Here is a 23,386-nt window from a genome sequence, read left to right as displayed (position 1 = left end):
AAATGGGGCCGCCTAGACTGGCCGCATGGCGAAGTGGACCCCCCAGCACGAAGCGCCCGCGCCCCTCGAGGGCCCGGTGGTCGCCACCATCACCGGCGGCACCCTCCTCTGGTTCGCCATGTTCCTGGTGCAGCTGCCGTTCTACGGCTGGTTCGCCGACCGCGACCTGCTGTGGTGGGTGTGGACCTGCGCGGCCGGCGGCGGGCTCGGCCTGATCGGCATCTGGTACGTCCGGGCGCGCGATGCCGCGCTCAAGCGTCAGGCCGCTGCTGCCGACGCCGGCGCCGAGGGGCAGGGCAGGCAGACCGGGGGAGGATTCGGCTCATCCTGAAGTCGGATCTTCGGACTGGTCGGCGGGTGAACGGCCCTCCCGGCCCGTACCGTCGAAAGCATGACGCAGCGGGCACAGATCGATCATGACGGGCCGGAGCGGGCCGGCGCCGCCATCGACGCAGGAGCAGAGCTCGATCCGGTCCATCCGGTCCCCCTGCCCGCACCCGTGTTCAAGCCGGGCGGCCTGACCACCGCCCAGGTCGCCGAACGGGTCGCCCGCGGCGCCGTCAACGACGTCCCCGTCCGCTCCTCGCGGTCCACCGCCGACATCATCCGCGGAAACGTCTTCACCCGCTTCAACGCCATCATCGGCGTGCTCTGGGTGATCATGTTCTTCGTCGCGCCGATCCAGGACAGCCTCTTCGGCTTCGTGATCATCGCGAACACCGGCATCGGCATCATCCAGGAACTCCGCGCCAAGAAGACCCTGGACGGCCTCGCCGTCATCGGCGAGGCCAAACCCAGCGTCCGCCGCGACGGCCGCACCGCCGAGATCTCCACCTCCGAGATCGTCCTCGACGACGTCATCGAACTCGGCCCCGGCGACAAGGTGGTGGTCGACGGCGTCGTCGGCGAGGCCGACGGCCTGGAGATCGACGAATCACTGCTCACCGGCGAAGCCGACCCGGTCCTGAAGAAGCCCGGCGACCAGGTCATGTCCGGCTCCTTCGTGGTGGCCGGCGGCGGCGCCTTCACCGCCACCAAGGTCGGCCGCGAGGCCTACGCCGCCCAGCTCGCCGAAGAGGCCTCCCGCTTCACCCTCGTCCACTCCGAGCTGCGCTCCGGCATCTCCACCATCCTCAAGTACGTCACCTGGATGATGATCCCGACCTCGATCGGCCTGATCGTCAGCCAGCTGATCGTCAAGGAGAACGACCTCAAGGAGTCCATCGCCCGGACCGTCGGCGGCATCGTCCCGATGATCCCCGAGGGACTGGTCCTGCTCACCTCCGTCGCCTTCGCCATCGGTGTCATCCGGCTCGGCCGCAAACAGTGCCTGGTCCAGGAACTGCCCGCGATCGAGGGCCTGGCCCGGGTCGACGTGGTCTGCCTGGACAAGACCGGCACCCTCACCGAGGGCGGTATGGACGTCACTGAGCTCCGCCCGCTCGGCGGCGCCGACCCCGCGTACGTACAGAAGGTGCTCGGCGCCCTCGGCGAGTCCGACCCCCGCCCCAACGCCAGCCTCCAGGCCATCATCGACGCCTACCCGGACAGCGAGGAATGGCGCTGCACCGAGTCGCTGCCCTTCTCCTCCGCCCGCAAGTACTCCGGCGCCAGCTTCAGCGAGGGCGACGGGGAGAACTCCACCTGGCTGCTCGGCGCCCCCGACGTGCTGCTGCCCTCCGGCGACCCGGCCCTGGAGGAGATCGACCACCTCAACGAGCAGGGCCTGCGGGTGCTGCTCCTCGCCCGGTCCGTCCGCGAGCTCGACGACACCGACCCCGCCACCGGGGTCCGGCCCACCGCCCTGGTCGTGCTGGAGCAGCGGCTGCGCCCCGACGCCGCCGACACCCTGCGCTACTTCGACCGGCAGAACGTCCACGCCAAGGTCATCTCCGGTGACAACGCGGTGTCCGTCTCCGCGGTGGCCGGCAAGCTGGGCCTGCCGGGGGCGGAGAACACCGTCGACGCCCGCAGCCTGCCCACCGAGCAGGACGCCATGGCCGAGGCGCTCGACAAGAACGCCGTGTTCGGCCGGGTCACCCCGCAGCAGAAGCGGGACATGGTCGGCGCCCTCCAGTCCAGGGGCCACACCGTCGCCATGACCGGAGACGGGGTCAACGACGTCCTCGCGCTCAAGGACGCCGACATCGGCGTCTCCATGGGCTCCGGCTCCGAGGCCACCCGGGCGGTCGCCCAGATCGTGCTCCTCAACAACTCCTTCGCCACCCTGCCGTCCGTGGTTGCCGAGGGCCGCCGGGTGATCGGCAACATCACCCGGGTCGCCACCCTCTTCCTCACCAAGACGGTCTACTCCGTGCTGCTGGCCATCCTGGTGGTCTGCAGCCAGGTCGAGTACCCCTTCCTGCCCCGCCACCTGACCCTGCTGTCCACGCTCACCATCGGCGTTCCGGCCTTCTTCCTGGCCCTCGCCCCGAACACCGAGCGCGCCAAGCCGCACTTCGTGAAACGCGTGATGCGGTACGCCATCCCGGGCGGCGTGGTGGCCGCGGTCGCCACCTTCGTGACCTACCTGGTGGCCCGCTCCTACTACAGCGGCGAGGCGGCCCTGGAGGCCGAGACCAGCGCGGCCACCCTGACCCTGTTCCTCACCTCGATGTGGGTCCTGGCGATCATCGCCCGCCCCTACACCTGGTGGCGGGTGGGGCTGGTGGGCCTGATGGGCCTGTGCTTCCTGATCGTCCTGGTGGTGCCCTGGCTCCAGGAGTTCTTCCAGCTCAAGCTGGTCGGCACCACCATGCCGTGGACGGCGGTGGGCATCGCCGTGATGGCCGCCGCCGTCATCGAGTTCAGCTTCCGCTGGGTGGACCGGAAGTTCCCCGCCTAGCCCCCGGCCCGGTCCGGTCCCTCGAGGGCGTCAGTCGAACCAGCGGTCGCGGGCCAGTTCCGCCGTCCGGGACGGGTCCTCCAGCAGGGCCGCCACCTCGAAGCGGCGCGGCCACTGGCCCGCGGACCAGGCCAGCCCGGCCGCGACCCCCTCCAGGGTCGCGGCGTGCAGCACCCCGTCCCGGGTCAGCCGCCAGTCCAGCTCCACCCCGCCCGCGATCAGCTCCTCGTGCTCCAGATACGTTGCCGGGGTCGCCGGACCCAGCAGCACCCGCACCGGCTCCGGCACCTCGTGCACCTCACCCGGGGTGGTGACCTCCGCCGGCACCGTCTCGGACAGCCGGCGCACCTGGAGCAGCTCGGCGAGCTCCGCGGCCTGCGCCGGGGCGACCGGCAGCAGCGGCAGCCCGGCGGTCAGCGGCAGCAGATCCGGCGCATCGGCGACCAGCGCGTCGGCCGCGTCGACGACCACCACCTCGCCGTCCACCACCGCGCGCAGCTCGTCCGGCAGGGTGACCTGCTCCGGATCCAGCTCGGCCAGCGCCCCGTACAGCGCGTGCAGCTGCCGGTCCGTCACCCACCGGTCGGGGTCGGCGAGCCGGCCCAGCAGCTCGGCCGCGCCGCCGGGCTCGTCCAGCAGGGCGGCCACCGAGGTCCGTACGCCCAGCGCCCGGAGCACCTGCTCGTCCTCGAACCCGGTGGCGTCCGCCGAGGTGTAGAGGCCCTCCAGGAGCGGGTCGCCGCCGGCCGCCCGGAGCCCGGCCGGCCGGCGGCCGTCGAGCACCGGGTGGTCGCGCAGCCACCAGGCGGTGTACGGCCGGACGGACTCGGTGGTGCCGTCCGGCAGCAGCACCCGGACCGGCTGGGTCAGGGCGTCCCGCAGCGGCGGCTGCGCGAGCAGCGCCAGGGCCTGCGGCCAGCGGTCGTCGTCCACCAGGTCCAGGTCCCGTACGGCCACCAGCTCGGTCGCCACCGGCGGTACCGGGGTGTCCGGCAGCTGGTCGAGCACGTCCTCGCACCACACGTCGACCGCGTCCAGCAGGCCCGCGTCGTCGGGCTCCGCGAAATCGCCCTCGCGCGGCTCCAGTTCGTCCGGGTCCAGCACCACATCGGTGGCCCGGACCAGCTGGAACCCGGCCAGCACGCCCACCGCGGTCAGCGGCTGCGCACCCCAGCGGTCCACCAGCTCCGGCTCCACCGCCGGGAGTTCACCCTCGCGGATGACGGCGGCGAAGGGGGAACCGGGCAGCACCAGTTCACCGGCCGGAGTGAGTTCCCCGTCCTCGTCGGGCAGGGCCAGCGCGGCCAGCCACGGCTCGTCGCCCGGCAGCAGGTCGGCGTCCCGGACCAGGCCGAGGACGATCTCGGCGAGCTCGTCCGGGTCCGGGGCGTCCTCGTCCCAGATCTCGCCCGCGTCCAGGGAGCCGGCCACCGCGGCCCGCACCTGGGGGGTGTTCAGTACGGCCCGAGGGCTCGCGGGCACCGCCCCGAGCTTCTCCAGCAGCGGGTGCGCGGCATCGGGGTGCGCCACCTTGAGGCCGAGCCGGGTCAGCCCGGCCGGGGTGTCGGGACCGGGCAGCAGGATGTGCCGGGGGCCGATGGCGGTCCGGATCCGGGGCCCGCCGGCCGCCGGCCCGAGGCCGTCGAACCCGTCGCCGAGGCCGTCGAGGCCGTCGGCGAGGCCGTCGAGGCCGTCGGCGAGGCCGGCCCACTCGGGACCGCCCGGCCGTCCGGTCTGCGGTTCCCCGGCGGCGGTCCCGTACCGGTCCGCCCCGGCTCCGGTCCCGGCTCCGGCGGGCTCGGCCCCGCCGGGCTCCGGGGCCAGCGGGACCGGCAGTCCGGACAGCCGGTCCGGGTCCACCCCGGCCAGGGTGTCGTACAGCCGGTGCCACCAGTGCGGCGGGCGCTCCACGCCCGCGATCCGCTCGATGGCGTCGCCCAGCGCAAGCCGGCCCACGCCCAGGGTGCGCAGCTCGGCGCGGCGTTCCAGGCCGGCCGGCAGCAGGGTGGGCAGCACTTCGGCCAGGACCCGTACGGTGTCCGCGCCCGCGCCCTCGACCACCTCCGCCTCGAACGGCCGCAGCGAGCTCTGCTCCTCGGAGGGGGCGGCGGGGGCCAGGAAGGAGGTACGCGGCAGCAGCCGCAGGATCGCCGACCGCAGGGCCCCGTCGAGCTCGCCCTTGCCGAGCGGGCCGGGCACCAGGTCCACCAGCGCGGTGGTCACCGGGTGCCAGCCGTCGAGGAGTTCGGCGTACGCCTCGGCCGCCCGCGCCACCAGGAAGTCGGTCAGCGGGCCGGGCGCCGGGTGCCGGCGGGCGGTGTCCAGCGGGAGCGAGGCGATCAGCAGGGCGGGAATGCCCAGGGGTTCGTCGGTGGGGGTCGGGGCGTGCACCACGGCCGCGGTGCCGGGCCGTACGGGCGCGCCCTCCGCGTCCAGCGGGACCGCCCAGGACACCGTCCAGTACGGCCGGAGCCGTTCCTCGACGGGCCGGTCGGCGAGCAGGGCGGGGTCCAGCAGCCCGCCGTGCCGGACGGTGCGCCAGCGGCGGGTGCCCGAGGTGCCGGCGCCCTCGCCGAACTCGCCGTGCTCGCCGAGCCGGCTGATCTCGCTGATCTCGGTCACCTCGGTGGCCCCGGTGTGCTCCGGGGCCCGGTCCTCGGTCCGGCGGCGCAGGGTGCGGGTGCCGGCCGCGGTCTCCACGATCACCTCGGCCAGCCCGGGCAGGGTCAGCAGCAGGGCATCGTCGATGCCGGCCAGCAGCCGCTCGGTCAGGTCCGCGGCGGCGGCGTCCCGCAGCGGCAGGATGACCACCGTGTCGTAGCCCTCGGGCGCGGTGCCCTCGGCGGGCAACGGCAGGCGCAGCAGCGGCACGTGGCCGTCCCGGCGGCGCAGCTCGTCGCCGAGCCCCGGGCTGCCCTGGGCGGCCCCGCCGGCGAGTTCGCGGGCCTCCGCCAGGGACCAGCGGACCCCGCCGTGCCGGCCGACCACGGCCGGTTCGTCGGTGACGGCCAGGACGGCGGCGAAGCCGACCCCGAACCGGCCGACGCTCCGCTCGGCCGCGTCCGCCGGGTTCTGGGTGTCCCGCTTCGCGGAGGCCCGCAGGGTGCTCAGCGATTCCACCCCGGAGGCGTCCAGCGGGGCACCGGTGTTGGCCACGGCCAGGACGCCGTGTCCGCCCTCGCCGGGCTCGGGGGCGTGCAGGGTGATCCGGAGCCGGCCCGGCACCTTGGCCCGGGCGGCGGCATCGGCGGCGTTCTGCGCGAGTTCGACCACGAGCCGGTCCCGGTAGCCGCCGAGCGCGAGATCCTCCTCGGCGTTGGCGTCCTCCCGGAAGCGGGCCGGGCCCGCGCCCCAGGAGTCGAGTACCCCGCGCCGCAGCCGGGCCGTGCCGAAGGGGTCCGCGCCGCCCCGGTCCGCCGTCACTCGCACGCTCACGCCGCCGCCTCCTGAAGTTCTGGGACCCCGAAGGTATCGTGCGCGGACTGCGGGCCCGCGCGCGGGCGGAACTGCTGCGCCTTGCCGGTGAGGTGGGCGAAGACCACCACGTTGGAGTCCCGGACAGGCCGAAGCCCCCGGCGGCGGGCGGCCGTCACCGGGGGCTTCGGGTGCGTAGGTCGGGAAGCGGTCAGAGCTTCTCGATCACGTAGTCGATGCAGGCCGTCAGCGCCTGTACGTCCGCCGGGTCGATCGCCGGGAACATCGCGATGCGCAGCTGGTTGCGGCCGAGCTTGCGGTACGGCTCGGTGTCGACGATGCCGTTGGCGCGCAGCACCTTGGCGACCGCCGCCGCGTCCACGTCGTCCGAGAAGTCGATCGTGCCGATGACCGCCGACCGCTTCGCCGGGTCCGTGACGAACGGTTCGGCGTACTTCGAGGACTCGGCCCAGCCGTACAGGTGGCCCGCGGAGGCCGCGGTGCGGCCGGTGGCGAACTCCAGCCCGCCCTGGCCGTTGATCCACTCCAGCTGCTGGTTCAGCAGGAAGAGGGTGGACAGCGCCGGGGTGTTGTACGTCTGGTTCTTCAGCGAGTTGTCGATCGCCGTCGGCAGCGAGAAGAACTCCGGGATGTGCCGGCCGGAGGCGTGGACGCGCGCGGCGCGCTCCAGGGCGGCCGGGGAGAACGCGGCCAGCCAGAGGCCGCCGTCCGAGGCGAAGGACTTCTGCGGGGCGAAGTAGTAGACGTCGGTCTCGGTGATGTCCACCGGCAGGCCGCCGGCGCCCGAGGTGGCGTCCACCAGCACCAGGGAGCCCTCGTCGGCGCCCGCGACCCGCTTGAGCGGGGCGGCGACACCGGTGGAGGTCTCGTTGTGCGTGTACGCGTACACGTCCACGCCCGCCTCGGCGACCGGCTCCGGGTGGGTGCCCGGGTCGGAGGAGATCACCGACGGGTCGGCCAGCCACGGCGCCAGCTTGGCGGCCTTGGCGAACTTGGAGGAGAACTCACCGAACGTGAGGTGCTGGGACTTGTTCTCGATCAGCCCGTGCGTCGCGATGTCCCAGAAGGCGGTGGAGCCGCCGTTGCCCAGGATCACCTCGTATCCCTCGGGCAGGGAGAAGAGGTCCCGGATGCCCTGCCGCACCGAGCCGACCAGGTTCTTGACCGGGGCTTGGCGGTGGGAGGTACCGAGCAGGGAGGTTCCGGTGGCGGCCAGCGCGTCCAGCGCTTCCGTCCGCACCTTGGAGGGGCCCGCGCCGAAGCGTCCGTCGGCGGGCTTGATGTCAGCGGGAATCTGGATCTCAGCCACAAGCGGAGCGTATCCGGTCACCGGCGGGCCCGCGGCCAACCGTCCAACGGATGAGACAGGAAGCATCATGTACGGGTGACCGGACTTGAGCGGGCGCTGCGGGCGGCGGTGCGCGGCACGGTGGACTTCGGTGCGGCGGCGCGGGCACTGGCCACCATGGACGCCTCCAACTACCGGCGGGTGCCGGTGGGCGTGGTGGCCCCGCGGGATGCCGAGGACGTGGCGGCGGTGCTGCGGGTGTGCGCCGAGCAGGGCGTGCCGGTGGTGCCGCGCGGCGGCGGTACCTCGATCGGGGGGCAGGCCACCGGGACCGGCATCGTGATCGACTTCACCCGCCACATGGCGGGACTGCTCGCGCTCGACCCCGCGGCCCGTACCGCGGTGGTGCAGCCCGGGCTGGTCCTGGACAGCCTCCGGGCCGCCGCCGCTCCGCACGGTCTGACCTTCGGGCCGGACCCGTCCACCCGGTCCCGCTGCACCCTCGGCGGGATGATCGGCAACAACGCCTGCGGGCCGCACTCGGTGGCCTGGGGGAGCACCGCCGACCAGGTGGCGGAGCTGACGGTCCTGACGTACGGGCAGGCCCCGGAGGCCCGCCGGATCGGCACCGGCTGGGCCGGCGCCCCGGCCGGGCTGCGCCCGCTGATCGAGGATCATCTGGCCCTGCTGCGCACCCGGATGCCCGCCGACTTCGGCCGCCGGATCTCCGGCTATGCGCTGGATGCGCTGCTGCCCGAGCGGGGAGTCGGTCTGGCGCGGGCCTTCTGCGGCGGCGAGGGCACGCTGGGGGTGGTGACCGAGGCCGTCGTACGGCTGGTGGAGACCCCGCCGGCCCCCGCGCTCGCGGTGCTCGGGTACGCCGACGAGAGCGCGGCGGCGGACGCGGCGGCCGGGCTGCTCCCGTACGGCCCGCTGACGGTGGAGGGCATGGCCGCGGACCTGCTGCGCGGCGAACCGGTGGGGCTGCCCCGGGGCGGCGCCTGGCTCTTCGTGGAGATGCCGGACGCGGTGGCGGCCCTGGCTCTGGTCCGGGCGGCCGACGCGGTGGATGCGGTGGTGGTCGCCGATCCGGCCGGGCAGCGGGCGTTGTGGCGGATCCGGGAGGACGCGGCCGGCACCGCGACCCGGCTGCCGGGCGGCGGGGAGGCCTGGCCGGGCTGGGAGGACTGCGCGGTCCCGCCGGCCCGGCTCGGGGCGTACCTGCGCGCCTTCCGGGAGCTGACCGCGGCCCATGGGCTGCGCGGGGCGCCGTACGGGCACTTCGGCGAGGGCTGTGTGCATGTCCGCCTGGACTTCGACCTGGTGTCGGCGGCCGGGGTGGCCCGGTTCCGGGCGTTCTCCTCCGACCTGGCGGATCTGGTGGTGGCCCACGGCGGCTCGCTGTCCGGAGAGCACGGGGACGGGCAGGCGCGGGCGGAACTGCTGCCGCGGATGTACGGGGAGGAGATCGTCGGGCTGTTCGCCGCGTACAAGGACGTCTGGGATCCGGCGGGCGGCATGAACCCGGGCATCCTGGCCCGGCCGGCCCGGCTGGACGAGAACCTCCGCTTCGCGGTGCTGCCGCGCACCGGATTGGCGCGGGAGGTGGCCCGGTGCGTGGGCGTCGCCAAATGCCGGAGCACCGGCGGGACGGCCGGGCCGGAGGTGATGTGCCCCTCGTACCGGGTCACCGGTGAGGAGCAGCATTCCACCCGCGGCCGGGCGCGGCTGCTGCACGAGATGCTGGCCGGCGAGGTCATCACCGACGGCTGGCGCTCGGCGGAGGTCCGGGAGGCGCTGGACCTGTGCCTGGGGTGCAAGGGCTGCCTCAGCGACTGCCCGGTGGGGGTGGACATGGCCACGTACAAGTCGGAGTTCCTTCACCGCCACTGGTCGGGCCGGCTCCGCCCGTTGTCGCACTACATCCTGGGCGGCCTGCCGGCCTGGCTGCACCTCCTCGCCCGGCTCCACGCCACCCGCCTCGCCGGCCTCCTGACCCGCCTCCCCGCGGTCCCCCGCCTGGCAGGCCTGACCCCCCACCGTCCCCTCCCACCCCTGGCCCCGATCCCCTTCACCCGGCAGTGGCGCGCGACGGGCATGCCGGCCGTGCCGGGCCCCACCGCCGTGCTCTGGCCCGACACCTTCACCGAGTACCTCGCCCCCGAGGCGGGCATCGCCGCCACCCGTGTGCTCACGGCCGCCGGTGTCGGCCTCCGGCTGCCGCCCGGCCGGGTCTGCTGCGGGCTGACCTATATCTCCACCGGCCGCCTGAACCGCGCCCGCGCGGTCCTGCGCCGGACCCTGGACACCATGGACGCCCTGGACACCGTGGACGGCGCCGGCGGGGGCCCGCTCGTCGTCCTGGAGCCCAGCTGCGCCGCAGCGCTCCGCACCGACCTGCCCCGGCTGCTCCCCGAGGACCCCCGCGCCGCCCGCCTGGCCGCCTCCGTACGGACCTTCGCCGAGGCCCTCGAAGAGCTCGCCCCCACCTGGCAGCCGCCCCGGCTGGACCGGCCGGTGGCCGGGCAGACCCACTGCCACCAGCACGCCGTCCTGGGTGATGCCGCGGACCGCCGGCTCCGGGAGCGGGCCGGTCTGGTGGGGGAGCTGTCCGGCGGCTGCTGCGGCCTGGCCGGCAACTTCGGTTTCGAGCCGGGCCACCACCAGGTCTCGGTGGCCTGCGCCGGCGAACAGCTGCTGCCCGCCCTGCGCGCCGCCGATCCGGACCGCGCGCTGTTCCTGGCCGACGGATTCTCCTGCCGCACCCAGATCGCCCAGCTCGACGGCCGCCGGGCCCGGCACCTCGCGGAAGTCCTGGCAGAGGCCTTGTAAGGCAGAACTCAGGAGCATGCTCCTTACATGGGGCTAGTCTGGAGGAATGACCCGCTCCGCCGCTCCGATGCCCACCCCTGTTCCCGCCCCGACCCCGACCCCCGCGCCGACCACCACCACCGCCCCCGCCGCCGGCGCACCCGGCACGCGCGGTCCTCGTGGGTCCTCGCGGTTCGGGCCGGTGGGACTGGTGTTCACGGCCGGAGTCTCGGTCCAGTTCGGCGCCGCCCTCGCCGTCATGATCATGCCGCGGGCGGGCGCGGCGGGCGTGGTGGCGCTGCGGCTCGCCGCCGCCGCCCTTGTCCTGCTGATCATCTGCCGGCCGAAGGTCCGCGGCTACGCCCGCTCCGACTGGGGCACGGTCCTCGCCTTCGGCATCGCCATGGCCGGTATGAACGGCCTCTTCTACCAGGCCATCGAGCGGATTCCGCTCGGCGTCGCGGTGACCCTGGAAGTCCTCGGACCGCTCGCCCTCTCGGTGATCGTCTCCCGCCGCCTGGTCAACTTCCTGTGGGCGGCCCTCGCGCTGGCCGGAGTCGTACTGCTCTCCGGCCACGGCAGCGACGGGGCCGGCTTCGGCTTCGGCGGGCTCGACCCCGCCGGTGCGGCCTTCGCCATCGGCGCCGGCGCGATGTGGGCGGCGTACATCGTCTTCAGCGCCCGGACCGGTCGCCGCTTCCCGCAGGCCGACGGCCTGGCCCTGGCCATGGCGGTGGCGGCCGTGCTCTCGCTCCCCCTCGGCATCGCCGAGGCCGGTTCGGCCCTGCTCGTCCCGAGCACCCTGGCGCTGGGTCTGGGCGTGGCGGTGCTGTCCTCGGTGCTCCCGTACACCCTGGAGCTGCTGGCCCTGCGTCGGATGCCGGCACCCACCTTCGCGATCCTGATGAGCCTGGAACCGGCCATCGCGGCCACCGCCGGGTTCCTGGTGCTGCACCAGGCGCTGGGCGTGACCGACGCGGTGGCCATCGCCCTGGTGATCGCCGCCAGCATGGGCGCGGTCCGCTCCCAGACGGCCGGACCCCGGCTCCAGAACACCCCCTAGCGGGGGTGGTAGAGCTCTTCGGCGCGGGCGGAGTCGAGGGGCCCGTCCCCGGGCAGCTGCAGGAAGTACTCCACCTGCCACGCCTGCGTACGCTCGGCCTGGCGGCTGGTGGTGGTCACCCAGGGCGGGTAGACGCGGAAGCCCCGCTTCCCGCCGGAGCCGTTCTCCGATACGACCCCGTGCCGGCGGAGCGCGTCCATGGGGAACACGAACTGGCCGAAGTGCCGGCCGTCGCGGCTGCTGATGACGAACAGGTCGACCGGGTCCGAGGCGTCGAAGGGCTGGATGGGCCCGCCGCCCGGGGACCTCTTCCACACGGTGACGAACTGGCCGGCCTTGGTGGGGGTCGTCCGGGCGGCGCGGAACCGGACGGCGAGGCCGTCCAGGGTGAATGCGTGGGCGGCGTACTCGGCGCTCTCGGCTTCGGGGACCGGCTCCGTGCAGGTGAACCCGCAGGGGTCGTAGACCAGGGATATCGCCGCGCGGAGATCGGATGAGTGGGTGTGGTTCGCCGTCATCCGGCCACCCTGTCACGAGCCTTGCGGCCCGGTGCTCGGCGTGCCGCCACCGTCCACAACAGCCTTGCCCCATACCTTCGTTGGCCCCACGACGGCCGTGGCAAAAAATCATGCAAGCATGCTTGATTGTTCTTCCGGGCCCTGCCAGTCTTCCCCTCACGCCGTCGTCCCCGAGGGGAGCGCACCGTGCTCGACCCGTCCGTTGCCGTCCGGTCCGATCTGCGCGAGGAGGGCCGGGAACTCGACCTGCTGGTGGCAGGGCTCGACGAGAAGTCCTGGTCCCTGCCCACCCCGGCACCCGGCTGGACCATCGCCCACCAGATCGCCCACCTCGCGTGGACCGACCGGGCGGCGCTGCTCGCGCTGACCGATGCCGAGGCCTTCGGCCGGATGGCCCAGGCCGCCCTCGCGGCCCCGGACCGTTTTGTCGACGAGGGTGCGGCCGAAGGCGCCCGGCTGGCGCCCGCCGAGCTGCTGGCCGGCTGGCGGGCCGGCCGTACGGCCCTGGACACGGCCCTCGCCGAGGCCGCGCCGGACGCCCGGTTCCCCTGGTACGGGCCGCCCATGAAGGCCGCCTCGATGGCCAGTGCCCGGCTGATGGAGACCTGGGCGCACGGCCAGGACATCGCCGACGCGCTCGGCGTACGACGGGTCCCGACGGCCCGGCTGCGGCATGTGGCCCGGATCGGGGTGCGGGCCCGCGACTATGCGTACGCGGTGCGGGGACTGCCGGTGCCCGCCGAGGAGTTCCGGGTCGAACTGACCGCCCCGGACGGCGCGGAGGTCTGGACGTACGGCCCGGCGGACGCCGCGCAGCGCGTCACCGGTCCGGCGCTGGACTTCTGCCTGCTGGTGACCCAGCGGGTGCACCGCTCCGATGCCGCCGTCGAGGCGCAGGGGCCCGACGCGGACCGCTGGCTGGATATCGCCCAGGCCTTCGCCGGCCCGGCCGGAGCGGGCCGCGGGCCGGCGGAGGAGTCCCGGTGACGGGCGCTGCGGCTCCCCGCCGTCCGCTGCGCATCGGCAACGCGTCCGGCTTCTACGGCGACCGGCTGTCCGCGATGCGCGAGATGCTCACCGGCGGCCCGCTGGACGTGCTCACCGGCGACTACCTGGCCGAGCTCACCATGCTGATCCTGGGCCGGGACCGGCTGAAGGACCCCGGAGCCGGGTACGCCAAAACCTTCCTGCGCCAGCTGGAGGACTTCCTCGGGCTCGCGCACGAGAAGGGCGTACGGATCGTGACCAACGCCGGCGGCCTCAACCCGGCCGGGCTGGCGGACGCGGTCCGCGAACTCGCCGCCAAGGCGGGGATTCCGGTGGCGGTGGCCCATGTAGAGGGCGACGACCTGATGCAGCTGCCGCAGCCGCTGCCGTACGGCGAACCGGGCGCGGGCGCCGCCCTCACCGCCAACGCCTACCTGGGCGGAGCCGGCATCACCGCCTGTCTGCGGGCCGGGGCGGAGGTGGTGGTCACCGGCCGGGTCACGGACGCGGCCCTGGTCACCGGGCCGGCGGCCTGGTGGTTCGACTGGGGGCCGCAGGACTACGACCGGCTCGCGGGGGCCGTGGTCGCGGGCCATGTCCTGGAGTGCGGAACCCAGGCCACCGGCGGTAACTACGCGTTCTTCGACCGGCCGGGAACCGATGTGCGCAGGCCGGGCTTTCCGCTGGCCGAGATCGCCGCGGACGGCTCCTCGGTGATCACCAAGCATCCGGGCACCGGCGGACTCGTCTCGGCGGGCACGGTCACCGCGCAACTCCTGTACGAAACCCAGGGCGTCCGCTACCTCGGCCCGGACGTGACGGCCCGCCTGGACACGGTCCGGCTGTCCGAGGTGGGCGCGGACCGGGTCGGCATCGAGGGGGTGGTGGGCGAACCCCCGCCGCCCACGCTGAAGGTGGGCGTCACCCGGATCGGGGGCTGGCGCAACGAGGTGGTGTTCGTGCTGACCGGCCTGGACATCGAGGCGAAGGCCGCGCTGGTGCGGGAGCAGCTCGCGGAGACGCTGGAGGGGGTCGGCTCCGCGGAGTGGACCCTGGCCCGTACGGACCACGCGGACGCGGCGACGGAGGAGACGGCCTCGGCGCTGCTCCGGCTGGTGGTCCGCGATGCGTCGGCGGAGCGGGTGGGCCGGCCGCTGACCTCGGCGGCCATCGAGCTGGCGCTCGGCAGCTACCCGGGCTTCCACGTGACCGCGGTCCCGGGCCCGCCCCAGCCGTACGGCATCTTCACCGCACACACCATCCCGCCTGCCGCGGTCCGACACGAGGCGATCCTCCCAACCGGCACCCGCCTCCCCATCCCACCCCACCCAGCCGGGGGTGTGGGGCCGGAGCCCCCGGACGCCGTCCGGTCCGGGGCCCCGGACCTGGGTCCGGGCGGAGCCCGGACGGCCGGCGGGGCCGGGGCGGAGTCCGGGGCCGAAGCCCCGGACGGCGTCCGGCCCGGAGCCGGGGCGGTCGGCGTGGCCGACGCCGATGCGTCGCACGGGCCTGGGGCCGAACTTCCGGACGGCGTCCGGTCCGGAGCCCGGGCACCCGGCGAGCCCGGGGCGGAGGCCGCGCCCGCGGGGTGTCCGCGCCCCGGCACCACCCGGGCCCCGCTCGGGCGGGTGGTGGGTGCCCGGAGTGGCGACAAGGGCGGGGACGCGAACCTGGGGGTCTGGGTCGAGACCGACGACGCCTACGCCTGGCTCGAAGCCACCCTCACCGTCGACGAGTTCCGGCGGCTCCTCCCGGAGACGGCCGGCCTCACCCTCACCCGCCATGCCCTCCCCAACCTCCGCGCCCTCAACTTCACCATCGAGGGGATCCTCGGCGACGGCGTGGCGGCAGCCCACCGCTTCGACCCCCAGGCCAAAGCCCTCGGCGAATGGCTCCGCGCCCGCCACCTCGACATCCCCACCCACCTGATCCCGACCCCGGAGGCAGGTCCGTGACCCGGCTCGGCACACGCGTCGACACCCGCGACCCCGACTATCTGGCCCACCGCGAGGCCGCCCTCGCCCGCCTCGCCGAACTCGACACCGAGCATGCCAAGGCCCTGGCCGGCGGCGGTCCCAAGTACACCGAACGGCACCGCAGCCGCGGCAAACTGCTCGCCCGCGAGCGCATCGAGCTGCTGCTCGACCCGGACACCCCGTTCCTGGAGCTGTCCCCGCTGGCCGCCTGGGGCAGCGACCACCCCGTCGGCGCATCCATGGTCACCGGCATCGGCACCGTCGAAGGCACCGAATGCCTGATCACCGCCAACGACCCCACGGTCCGCGGCGGCGCCTCCAACCCCTGGACCCTGAAGAAGGCCCTCCGGGCCAACGAGATCGCCCTCGCCAACCGGCTCCCCTGCATCAGCCTCGTCGAGTCCGGTGGCGCCGATCTCCCCTCCCAGAAGGAGATCTTCATCCCGGGCGGGGCGATCTTCCGCGACCTGACCCGGCTGTCGGCGGCCGGCATCCCCACCATCGCCGTGGTCTTCGGCAATTCCACCGCCGGAGGCGCGTACGTCCCCGGCATGTCCGACCACACCGTCATGATCAAGGACCGGTCCAAGGTGTTCCTCGGGGGCCCGCCCCTGGTGAAGATGGCCACCGGCGAGGAGAGCGACGACGAGTCCCTCGGCGGAGCCGACATGCACGCCCGGACCTCCGGACTCGCCGACCACTACGCCCTCGACGAGCAGGACGCGATCCGGCAGGCCCGCCGGATCGTCGCCCGCCTCAACCACCGCAAGGCCCACCCCGACCCGGCTCCGGCCGCCGAGCCGCTCCACGACCCCGAGGAACTCCTCGGCATCGTGCCGGCCGACCTGAAGACCCCCTTCGACCCGCGCGAGGTCATCGCCCGCCTGGTCGACGGCTCCGAGTTCGACGAGTTCAAGCCCCTCTACGGCACCAGCCTGGTCACCGGCTGGGCCGGCCTCCACGGCTATCCCGTCGGCATCCTCGCCAATGCCCAGGGCGTGCTGTTCAGCGCCGAGTCGCAGAAGGCCGCCCAGTTCATCCAGCTCGCCAACCAGCGGGACATCCCGCTGCTCTTCCTCCACAACACCACCGGCTACATGGTCGGCAAGGAGTACGAGCAGGGAGGCATCGTCAAGCACGGCGCGATGATGATCAATGCGGTGTCCAACTCCCGCGTCCCGCACCTGTCCGTGCTCATCGGGGCCTCCTACGGCGCCGGCCACTACGGCATGTGCGGCCGGGCCTACGATCCCCGGTTCCTGTTCGCCTGGCCCAGCGCCAAGTCCGCCGTGATGGGCCCGCAGCAGCTCGCCGGCGTGCTGTCGATCGTGGCGCGGCAGTCGGCCGCCGCCAAGGGGCAGCCGTATGACGAGGACGCGGACGCCGGCATGCGCGCCTTCGTGGAGCAGCAGATCGAGTCCGAGTCGCTGCCCATGTTCCTGTCCGGGCGGCTGTACGACGACGGGGTCATCGACCCGCGCGACACCCGCACCGTCCTCGGCCTGTGCCTGTCGGCCGTCCACAACGCCCCGGTCGAGGGCACTCGTGGCGGCTTCGGCGTCTTCCGGATGTGAGTCTCAGATGATCCGTTCCCTGCTGGTAGCCAATCGCGGCGAGATCGCCGTCCGCATCTTCCGTACCGCCCGTGCCCTGGGCGTGGCGGGCGTGGCCGTGTACTCCGATCCGGACGCCGCAGCCCTTCACGTCCGGGAGGCCGATGCGGCCGTACGCCTGCCCGGCTCGGCCCCCGCCGACACCTATCTCCGCGGCGACCTGATCATCAAGGCCGCCCTCGCCGCCGGGGCCGACGCCGTCCACCCCGGTTACGGGTTCCTCTCCGAGAACGCGGGCTTCGCCCGCGAGGTCCTCGCCGCCGGGCTCCGCTGGATCGGACCGCCGCCCGAGGCCATCGAGGCCATGGCCTCCAAGACCCGGGCCAAGGAGCTGATGCGGGCCGCCGGCGTCCCGCTGCTCGACCCCGTCGACCCGGCCGCCGCCACCCAGGCCGACCTGCCGCTGCTGCTCAAGGCCGCCGCGGGCGGCGGCGGGCGCGGTATGCGGGTGGTCCGTGACCTGGACGGCCTCAAGGAGGCCCTCGACGCCGCCGCGGCCGAGGCCCGTTCGGCCTTCGGCGACGACGAGGTCTTCGCCGAGCCCTATGTCGAGCGGGGCCGCCATGTCGAGGTGCAGATCCTCGCCGACTCCCATGGCACCGTATGGGCCCTGGGCACCCGCGACTGCTCCCTCCAGCGGCGCCACCAGAAGGTGATCGAGGAGGCTCCGGCTCCCGGTCTCCCCGAATCCCTGCGCGCCACCCTCAACGAGGCGGCCGTGGCCGCCGCCCGGGCGGTGTCCTACCGGGGCGCCGGTACCGTCGAGTTCCTGGTCACCGCCGACGGCCGCCCGTACTTCCTGGAGATGAACACCCGGCTCCAGGTCGAACACCCCGTCACCGAGGCGGTCTTCGGCCTGGACCTGGTCGCCCTCCAGCTGCGCGTGGCCGAGGGCGCGGCCCTGCCGCTCACGCCCCCGGAGCCCGAGGGCCACGCCGTCGAGGCCCGGCTGTACGCGGAGGACCCGGCTCAGGACTGGCGTCCGCAGGCCGGCGTCCTCCACACCCTGGACGTCCCCGGCGCGGTCCGCGTCGACACCGGCTTCGCCGACGGGGACACCGTCGGCATCCACTACGACCCGATGCTCGCCAAGGTCATCGCCCACGCCCCCACCCGCGCCGAGGCCGTCCGCGCCCTGGCGCACGCCCTGTCCGGAGCCCGCATCCACGGGCTCACCACCAACCGCGAGCTGCTCGTACGGTCCCTGCACCACCCGGAGTTCGCCGCCGGACAGCTCGACACCGGGTTCTACGAGCGCCACCTTCCCGCCCTCACCGAAGGCGGCCCGGACGGCACCGTGGCCGCCCTCGCCGCCGCCCTCGCCGAGGCCGCCCCCGCCCCGGACGCCTCCCTGGCAGCACGCCTGGGCGCCTGGCGCAACGTCCGCTCCCAGCCCCAGACCCGCCGCTACACCGAGGCCGGCACCGAGTACGAGGTGCAGTACCACCCCGTCGACCACCCGGACGTTCGGGTCCTGTCCGCCACCCCCACCCTCGTCACCCTCGAAGTCAGCGGAATCCGGCGCGTGTTCCACGTGAAACAAAATTCGAACAGCGCCAACAGTGCCAACGGCGCCGACAGTGCCGAGATCTATGTGGATTCCGCACTCGGCTCCCACACCCTCACCCGCGTTCCCCGGTTCGCCGACCCCGAGGACCGCACCGACCCCGGCTCCCTGCTCGCCCCCATGCCCGGCACCGTCGTCCGTGTCGCCGAGGGCCTGGCCCCCGGCTCCGCCGTCACCGCCGGGCAGTCCCTGCTCTGGCTGGAGGCCATGAAGATGGAGCACCGCATCGTCTCGCCCGCCTCCGGCACGCTCGCCGCGCTCCACGCCGTCACCGGCCAACAGGTCGAATTCGGCGCCCTGCTCGCCGTCGTCCAGGAGGAACCGCACCGATGAGCCCCGTCCTCGAATCCGCAGAGCACACCGCCCTGCGCACCGCCGTCGCCGCCCTCGGGCAGCGCTACGGCCGCGACTACCTGGTCCGGATCGCCCGCGAGGGCAGCCACCCCGACGAGCTGTGGGCGGATGCCGCCAAGCTCGGCTATCTCGGGGTCAACCTGCCCGAGGAGTACGGGGGCGGAGGCGGCGGCATCGCCGAACTCTCCATCGTCCTGGAGGAACTGGGGGCAGCCGGCTCCCCGCTGCTGATGATGGTGGTCTCACCGGCCATCTGCGGCACGGTCATCTCCCGCTTCGGCACCGAGGCGCAGAAGCAGGCCTGGCTGCCCGGACTCGCCGACGGCAGCCGCACCATGGCCTTCGGCATCACCGAGCCCGATGCCGGCTCCAATGCGCACCGGATCACCACCACGGCCCGCCGGGACGGTGAGGACTGGGTCCTCACCGGCCGCAAGGTGTTCATCTCCGGCGTGGACATCGCCGATGCCACCCTGATCGTCGGCCGCACCGAGGACGCCAGGACAGGGCGCCTCAAGCCCTGTCTGTTCATCGTCCCCCGGGACACCCCCGGCTTCTCCCGCTCCGTCATCGACATGGAACTCCAGGCGGCGGAGAAGCAGTTCGAGCTGGTCCTGGACGAGGTCCGGCTGCCGGCCGACGCCCTGGTCGGCGACGAGGACGCAGGCTTGCTCCAGCTGTTCGCCGGCCTCAACCCCGAACGCATCATGACCGCCGCCTTCGCGATCGGCATGGGCCGCTACGCCCTCGCCAAAGCCGTGGAATACGCGAAGACCCGCCAGGTGTGGAAGGAGCCCATCGGCGCCCACCAGGCCCTCGCCCACCCGCTGGCACAGGCGCACATCGAGCTGGAACTGGCCCGGCTGATGATGCAGAAGGCCGCGCACCTCTACGACAGCGGGGAGGACATGGCCGCCGGCGAGGCCGCCAACATGGCCAAGTACGCCGCCGCCGAGGCCTGCGTACGGGCCGTGGACCAGGCGGTCCACACCCTGGGCGGCAACGGCCTCACCCGCGAGTACGGGCTGGCCTCGCTGATCACCGCCGCCCGGGTGGCCCGGATCGCGCCGGTCAGCCGCGAGATGATCCTCAACTTCGTCTCGCACCAGACCCTGGGCCTGCCGAAGTCGTACTGACGGCTGTACCGCCCAGGCCCCCTGCCCCCGGCCGGGAGAGGGGGGATGCGGGGCCCGTGGGCGTCCCGCATACCCTCCCCCGGGAGGGCCCGCCCCGCCCGCACATCCGCACACCTCCGGAGGAGACATGGCCCCACTCGTCCACACCGCACAGGCGGCCGGTGTCACCACGCTCACCCTGGACTCCCCGGCCAACCGGAACGCACTCTCCGCAGAGCTCGTCGGCGCACTCCGGACCGCCATCGCCGAGGCCGGTGCGGATCCGGCGGTCCGGGCGGTCGTCCTCACCCACACCGGCACCACCTTCTGCGCCGGCGCCGACCTGAAGTCCCCCTGCGATCCGGCGGACTTCCTGGCCCTGCTCCGGGAGATCACCGAGCTGCCCCGGCCGGTGGTCGCCCGCGTCACCGGCCATGTCCGGGCCGGCGGCCTCGGCCTGCTCGGCGCCTGCGATATCGCCGCGGCCGGGCCCGGCTCCACGTACGCCTTCACCGAAACCCACCTCGGGGTGGTCCCGGCGGTCATCTCCGCGCCGCTGCTGCCCCGGCTCGACCCGCGCGCCGCCGCCCGCTACTTCCTCACCGCCGAGCCCTTCGACGCCGCCGAAGCCACCCGGATCGGCCTGCTCACCCTGCACGGCGGGGACGGCAGGGACGTCGACGAGATCCTCGCTCCGGTGCTGGCCGGGCTGCGCAAGGCCGGACCCGAGGCCCTCGCAGCGACCAAACGGCTGCTCACCGCTCCCGTACGGGCCGCCCTCGGCCAGGACGGCGAGGCCCTCACCGCCCTGTCCGCGCACCACTTCGGCTCAGCCGAGGCCCGCGAGGGCATCACCGCCCGCTTCGAGGGCCGGGACCCGTCATGGGCGCTGTGACCACCCCCAAGCAGGACCGCAGCCGGGCCACCCGGCAGCGCCTGCTGGAAGCCGCGGTGTCCTGCCTGGCCGAGCACGGCTGGGCCGGCTCGACCGTCGCCGTGGTCGCCGAACGCGCCGGGGTGTCCCGCGGCGCGGCCCAGCACCACTTCCCCACCCGCGAGGACCTGTTCACCGCCGCCGTCGAGTACGTCGCGGAGGAGCGCTCCGCGGCACTGCGCGGCCTGTTCGCGGAGGGCCCGGCCGCCCGCACCGCCGTGGTCGGCGCCCTGGTCGACCTCTACACGGGCCCCCTGTTCCGCGCCGCCCTCCAGCTGTGGGTGGCCGCGTCCAACGAGGAGCAGCTGCGGCCCCGCGTCACCGAACTCGAAGCCCGCGTCGGCCGCGAGACCCACCGCATCGCGGTCGACCTGCTGGGCGCCGACGAGTCCGTGCCCGGGGTGCGCGAGACCGTCCAGGGCCTGCTGGACCTGGCCCGGGGCCTCGGCCTGGCCAATGTCCTGACGGACGACGCCGGCCGCCGCAGCCGCGTGGTCGCCCAGTGGTCCCGGATCGTCGACTCCGCCCTGGGCCCGGATCCCGCCTGACCGGAACAGGGCCCGCATGACGACGGCGGCGGCCGGGTCCAGGACCCGGCCGCCGGCCGAACGGACAGCCCTTACGCGCCGGCGCTGCCCACGATGTCCGCGTAGCCCTCGATGTCGCGCGGGTCCCGGCGGCCGGGGCCGATGTAGCGGGCCGAGGGGCGGACCAGGCGGCCGGTGCGCTTCTGCTCCAGGATGTGCGCCGACCAGCCCGCCGTACGGGCGCAGGTGAACATGGAGGTGAACATGTGCGCCGGAACCTCCGCGAAGTCCAGCATGATCGCGGCCCAGAACTCCACATTGGTGGCCAGCACCCGGTCGGGGCGCCGGGCGTGCAGTTCCTCCAGCGCGGCCTTCTCCAGCGCCGCCGCCACCTCGTAGCGCGGGGCGTCCAGCTCCTTCGCCGTACGGCGCAGCACCCGGGCCCGCGGGTCCTCGGCCCGGTAGACGCGGTGGCCGAAGCCCATCAGCCGCTCACCCTGGTCGAGGGCCTTCTTCACGTACGCCACCGCGTCCCCGGTGCGCTCGATCTCCTCGATCATGCCGAGCACCCGGGACGGCGCACCGCCGTGCAGCGGGCCGGACATGGCGCCCACGGCCCCCGAGAGAGCCGCCGCGACGTCCGCGCCGGTCGAGGCGATCACCCGCGCCGTGAAGGTGGAGGCGTTCATGCCGTGCTCGGCGGCCGAGGTCCAGTACGCGTCGACGGCCTTGACGTGCCGCGGGTCCGGCTCGCCCCGCCAGCGGATCATGAACCGCTCGACCACCGACTCGGCCTTGTCGATCTCCCGCTGCGGCACCATCGGCCGGCCCTGCCCGCGGGCGGACTGGGCGACGTACGACAGGGCCATCACGGCGGCCCGCGCCAGGTTGTCGCGGGCGGTCTGCTCGTCGATGTCCAGCAGCGGTTTCAGACCCCACACGGGGGCGAGCATGGCCAGCGCGGACTGCACGTCGACCCGGATGTCACCGGAGTGCACGGGGATGGGGAACGGCTCGGCGGCCGGCAGGCCGGGGTTGAAGGCGCCGTCGACCAGCAGGCCCCACACGTTCCCGAAGGACACATGGCCGACCAGGTCTTCGATGTCGACACCGCGGTAGCGGAGGGACCCGCCTTCCTTGTCCGGTTCGGCGATCTCCGTTTCGAACGCGACGACCCCTTCGAGTCCGGGTACGAAGTCGGACATCAGGCGGCTCCTCAGGTAGTGCGAACACGCGCGGCTCCCGGCGTGATTCGCGGTCCGGCGCGGTCATCCCCGTTGATGCCCGGAACGGTCGTTGGTCACCCGCACGGGGACCAGCGGACCGGCCCCAAGATTTTGACGGCTCCGCCTGGCCTGCGGAAGCGTGACATACGGCACACCCGGGCGCGCGGGCCTGCGGCAGGATGGCCCGGTGACCGACCACGACCTTGACCCCGCCACCATGCGCAAGCAGTACCGATCGGAGATCGTGACCGAGGACAGCCTCGCCGCCGATCCCATGGAACAGTTCGCCCGCTGGTTCCAGGATGCCGTGAATGCGCACGTTTTCGAACCGAACGCGATGATCGTCTCGACCGCGTCCGCCGACGGCCGGCCCAGCTCCCGGACGGTGCTCCTGAAGCAGTTCGACGTCCGCGGCTTCGTGTTCTTCACCAATTACGGCTCCCGCAAGGCGCGGGAGATCGCCGGGAACCCGTTCGCCGGGCTGCTCTTCCCCTGGCACCCCATCTCCCGCCAGGTGGTGGTGACCGGCTCGGTCACCCGGATCGGCCGGGACGAGACCGCGGCCTACTTCCGGTCCCGCCCGCACGGCTCGCAGCTGGGGGCCTGGGCCAGCGACCAGTCCCGCGTGGTGGCCTCCCGGGACGAGCTGGACCGCCGGTACGCGGAACTGGCCGACCGCTATCCGGAGGGCGAGCAGGTGCCGGTCCCGCCGGAGTGGGGCGGGTTCCGGGTGGTGCCGGAGGAGGTCGAGTTCTGGCAGGGCCACGCGAACCGGCTGCACGACCGGCTGCACTACGTCCGCGAAGAGGCGGGCTGGCGGCTGGAGCGGCTCTGCCCGTGACGGCGGAGGCCCGAGGCCGGAGGCCGTGAGGCCGTGAGGCCGGGACACGCAGACGACCCGCAGGCTCGGGTCCTCTTCTGCAGTAAGAGGAGCCGGCCGGACGTACCGGCGAGCCTGCGGGTCGGGTGACTGCTTGGGATTGACCGGCGGTTTCCGCCGGCACCGCACGGGGTGCGTGCGTTGCGACGACGAGCGCTAGCCCGCAGTCACCTCACGCGTCCGGAATCCATACATTTCCGGGATCACCTCCTTTCAGTGTGCGACCACTGTAGGCACCCTCCCGCGC

General features: G+C 73.8%; 16 protein-coding genes. 12 read left to right on the top strand and 4 right to left on the bottom strand.

The window, feature by feature from the left end:
• Nucleotides 1-25 precede the first annotated feature (25 nt).
• Together DEJ50_RS14525 and DEJ50_RS14520 are read left to right on the top strand one after the other, a co-directional pair.
• Entirely contained in the window at nt 26-331 is a 306-nt protein-coding gene (locus DEJ50_RS14525; protein ID WP_150208446.1) for a DUF2530 domain-containing protein, read from the top strand.
• A 60-nt stretch (nt 332-391) separates the two neighbouring features.
• On the top strand, nt 392-2,845 hold the full coding sequence (locus DEJ50_RS14520; protein ID WP_150208445.1) for a cation-translocating P-type ATPase: 2,454 nt from the start codon (nt 392-394) through the stop codon (nt 2,843-2,845).
• A 30-nt stretch (nt 2,846-2,875) separates the two neighbouring features.
• Here the strand turns inward: DEJ50_RS14520 and DEJ50_RS14515 are convergent, their stop codons facing one another.
• On the bottom strand, nt 2,876-6,280 hold the full coding sequence (locus tag DEJ50_RS14515; protein WP_150208444.1) for a sacsin N-terminal ATP-binding-like domain-containing protein: 3,405 nt from the start codon (nt 6,278-6,280) through the stop codon (nt 2,876-2,878).
• A gap of 190 nt (nt 6,281-6,470) precedes the next feature.
• A complete protein-coding gene (serC, locus tag DEJ50_RS14510) occupies nt 6,471-7,589 on the bottom strand; it encodes a phosphoserine transaminase (protein ID WP_150208443.1) in 1,119 nt (372 codons plus the stop codon).
• Nucleotides 7,590-7,664: 75 nt separating this feature from the next.
• On the opposite strand from serC, the gene DEJ50_RS14505 reads away from it, so the two are divergent.
• The gene (locus tag DEJ50_RS14505; RefSeq protein ID WP_223837755.1) at nt 7,665-10,400 is read left to right on the top strand and encodes an FAD-binding and (Fe-S)-binding domain-containing protein; all 2,736 of its coding nucleotides are present in this window, start codon (nt 7,665-7,667) and stop codon (nt 10,398-10,400) included.
• A gap of 67 nt (nt 10,401-10,467) precedes the next feature.
• Nucleotides 10,468-11,442: an EamA family transporter gene (locus DEJ50_RS14500; protein WP_150212133.1), complete on the top strand. Its 975-nt coding sequence runs from the start codon at nt 10,468-10,470 to the stop codon at nt 11,440-11,442.
• Here the strand turns inward: DEJ50_RS14500 and DEJ50_RS14495 are convergent.
• Nucleotides 11,439-11,960, bottom strand: coding sequence for a MepB family protein (locus DEJ50_RS14495; protein WP_150208442.1), 522 nt, complete (start codon nt 11,958-11,960; stop codon nt 11,439-11,441). The genes DEJ50_RS14500 and DEJ50_RS14495 overlap by 4 nt on opposite strands.
• A 186-nt stretch (nt 11,961-12,146) precedes the next feature.
• Here DEJ50_RS14495 and DEJ50_RS14490 point away from each other — a divergent pair, with 186 nt between their 5' ends.
• The 7 genes from DEJ50_RS14490 to DEJ50_RS14460 all read left to right on the top strand — a co-directional run bounded on the left by DEJ50_RS14490 (nt 12,147) and on the right by DEJ50_RS14460 (nt 21,054).
• Nucleotides 12,147-12,947 carry a TIGR03084 family metal-binding protein gene (locus DEJ50_RS14490; RefSeq protein ID WP_150208441.1) on the top strand — a complete coding sequence of 267 codons (801 nt, stop codon included), beginning with the start codon at nt 12,147-12,149 and terminating at the stop codon, nt 12,945-12,947.
• Entirely contained in the window at nt 12,944-14,902 is a 1,959-nt protein-coding gene (locus tag DEJ50_RS14485) for an acyclic terpene utilization AtuA family protein (protein ID WP_223837754.1), read from the top strand. The genes DEJ50_RS14490 and DEJ50_RS14485 overlap by 4 nt, the downstream gene beginning before the upstream one ends.
• Nucleotides 14,899-16,497: an acyl-CoA carboxylase subunit beta gene (locus tag DEJ50_RS14480; RefSeq protein WP_150208440.1), complete on the top strand. Its 1,599-nt coding sequence runs from the start codon at nt 14,899-14,901 to the stop codon at nt 16,495-16,497. Before DEJ50_RS14485 ends, DEJ50_RS14480 begins: the two co-directional genes overlap by 4 nt.
• Nucleotides 16,498-16,504: 7 nt before the next feature.
• Complete coding sequence (locus DEJ50_RS14475; RefSeq protein WP_150208439.1) at nt 16,505-18,436, top strand: biotin carboxylase N-terminal domain-containing protein; 1,932 nt, start codon at nt 16,505-16,507, stop codon at nt 18,434-18,436.
• Nucleotides 18,433-19,593: an acyl-CoA dehydrogenase family protein gene (locus DEJ50_RS14470; RefSeq protein WP_150208438.1), complete on the top strand. Its 1,161-nt coding sequence runs from the start codon at nt 18,433-18,435 to the stop codon at nt 19,591-19,593. The genes DEJ50_RS14475 and DEJ50_RS14470 overlap by 4 nt, the downstream gene beginning before the upstream one ends.
• Nucleotides 19,594-19,720: 127 nt before the next feature.
• Complete coding sequence (locus tag DEJ50_RS14465; RefSeq protein WP_150208437.1) at nt 19,721-20,467, top strand: enoyl-CoA hydratase family protein; 747 nt, start codon at nt 19,721-19,723, stop codon at nt 20,465-20,467.
• Nucleotides 20,455-21,054, top strand: coding sequence for a TetR/AcrR family transcriptional regulator (locus tag DEJ50_RS14460; protein WP_150208436.1), 600 nt, complete (start codon nt 20,455-20,457; stop codon nt 21,052-21,054). The genes DEJ50_RS14465 and DEJ50_RS14460 overlap by 13 nt, the downstream gene beginning before the upstream one ends.
• Nucleotides 21,055-21,125: 71 nt before the next feature.
• On the opposite strand, the gene DEJ50_RS14455 is transcribed toward DEJ50_RS14460, so the two are convergent.
• On the bottom strand, nt 21,126-22,238 hold the full coding sequence (locus DEJ50_RS14455) for a citrate synthase 2 (protein WP_150208435.1): 1,113 nt from the start codon (nt 22,236-22,238) through the stop codon (nt 21,126-21,128).
• A gap of 238 nt (nt 22,239-22,476) precedes the next feature.
• Between DEJ50_RS14455 and pdxH the strand changes: the two genes are divergently transcribed.
• Complete coding sequence (pdxH, locus tag DEJ50_RS14450) at nt 22,477-23,100, top strand: pyridoxamine 5'-phosphate oxidase (RefSeq protein WP_150212131.1); 624 nt, start codon at nt 22,477-22,479, stop codon at nt 23,098-23,100.
• Nucleotides 23,101-23,386: the final 286 nt, after the last annotated feature.

It is taken from the genome of Streptomyces venezuelae (assembly GCF_008642295.1).
GTDB classification, from domain to species: Bacteria; Actinomycetota; Actinomycetes; order Streptomycetales; family Streptomycetaceae; genus Streptomyces; species Streptomyces venezuelae_C.
The sequence above is the reverse complement of the archived record's forward strand: the minus strand, read 5'-3'. Positions and strand labels throughout refer to the sequence as shown.

Coding starts and splice junctions, on each gene's coding strand:
- DEJ50_RS14525 (WP_150208446.1), top strand. CDS start 26: ATGGCGAAGTGGACCCCCCAGCACGAAGCGCCCGCGCCCCTCGAGGGC.
- DEJ50_RS14520 (WP_150208445.1), top strand. CDS start 392: ATGACGCAGCGGGCACAGATCGATCATGACGGGCCGGAGCGGGCCGGC.
- DEJ50_RS14500 (WP_150212133.1), top strand. CDS start 10,468: ATGCCCACCCCTGTTCCCGCCCCGACCCCGACCCCCGCGCCGACCACC.
- DEJ50_RS14495 (WP_150208442.1), bottom strand. CDS start 11,960: ATGACGGCGAACCACACCCACTCATCCGATCTCCGCGCGGCGATATCC.
- DEJ50_RS14475 (WP_150208439.1), top strand. CDS start 16,505: ATGATCCGTTCCCTGCTGGTAGCCAATCGCGGCGAGATCGCCGTCCGC.
- DEJ50_RS14470 (WP_150208438.1), top strand. CDS start 18,433: ATGAGCCCCGTCCTCGAATCCGCAGAGCACACCGCCCTGCGCACCGCC.
- DEJ50_RS14465 (WP_150208437.1), top strand. CDS start 19,721: ATGGCCCCACTCGTCCACACCGCACAGGCGGCCGGTGTCACCACGCTC.
- DEJ50_RS14460 (WP_150208436.1), top strand. CDS start 20,455: ATGGGCGCTGTGACCACCCCCAAGCAGGACCGCAGCCGGGCCACCCGG.
- DEJ50_RS14455 (WP_150208435.1), bottom strand. CDS start 22,238: ATGTCCGACTTCGTACCCGGACTCGAAGGGGTCGTCGCGTTCGAAACG.
- pdxH (WP_150212131.1), top strand. CDS start 22,477: ATGCGCAAGCAGTACCGATCGGAGATCGTGACCGAGGACAGCCTCGCC.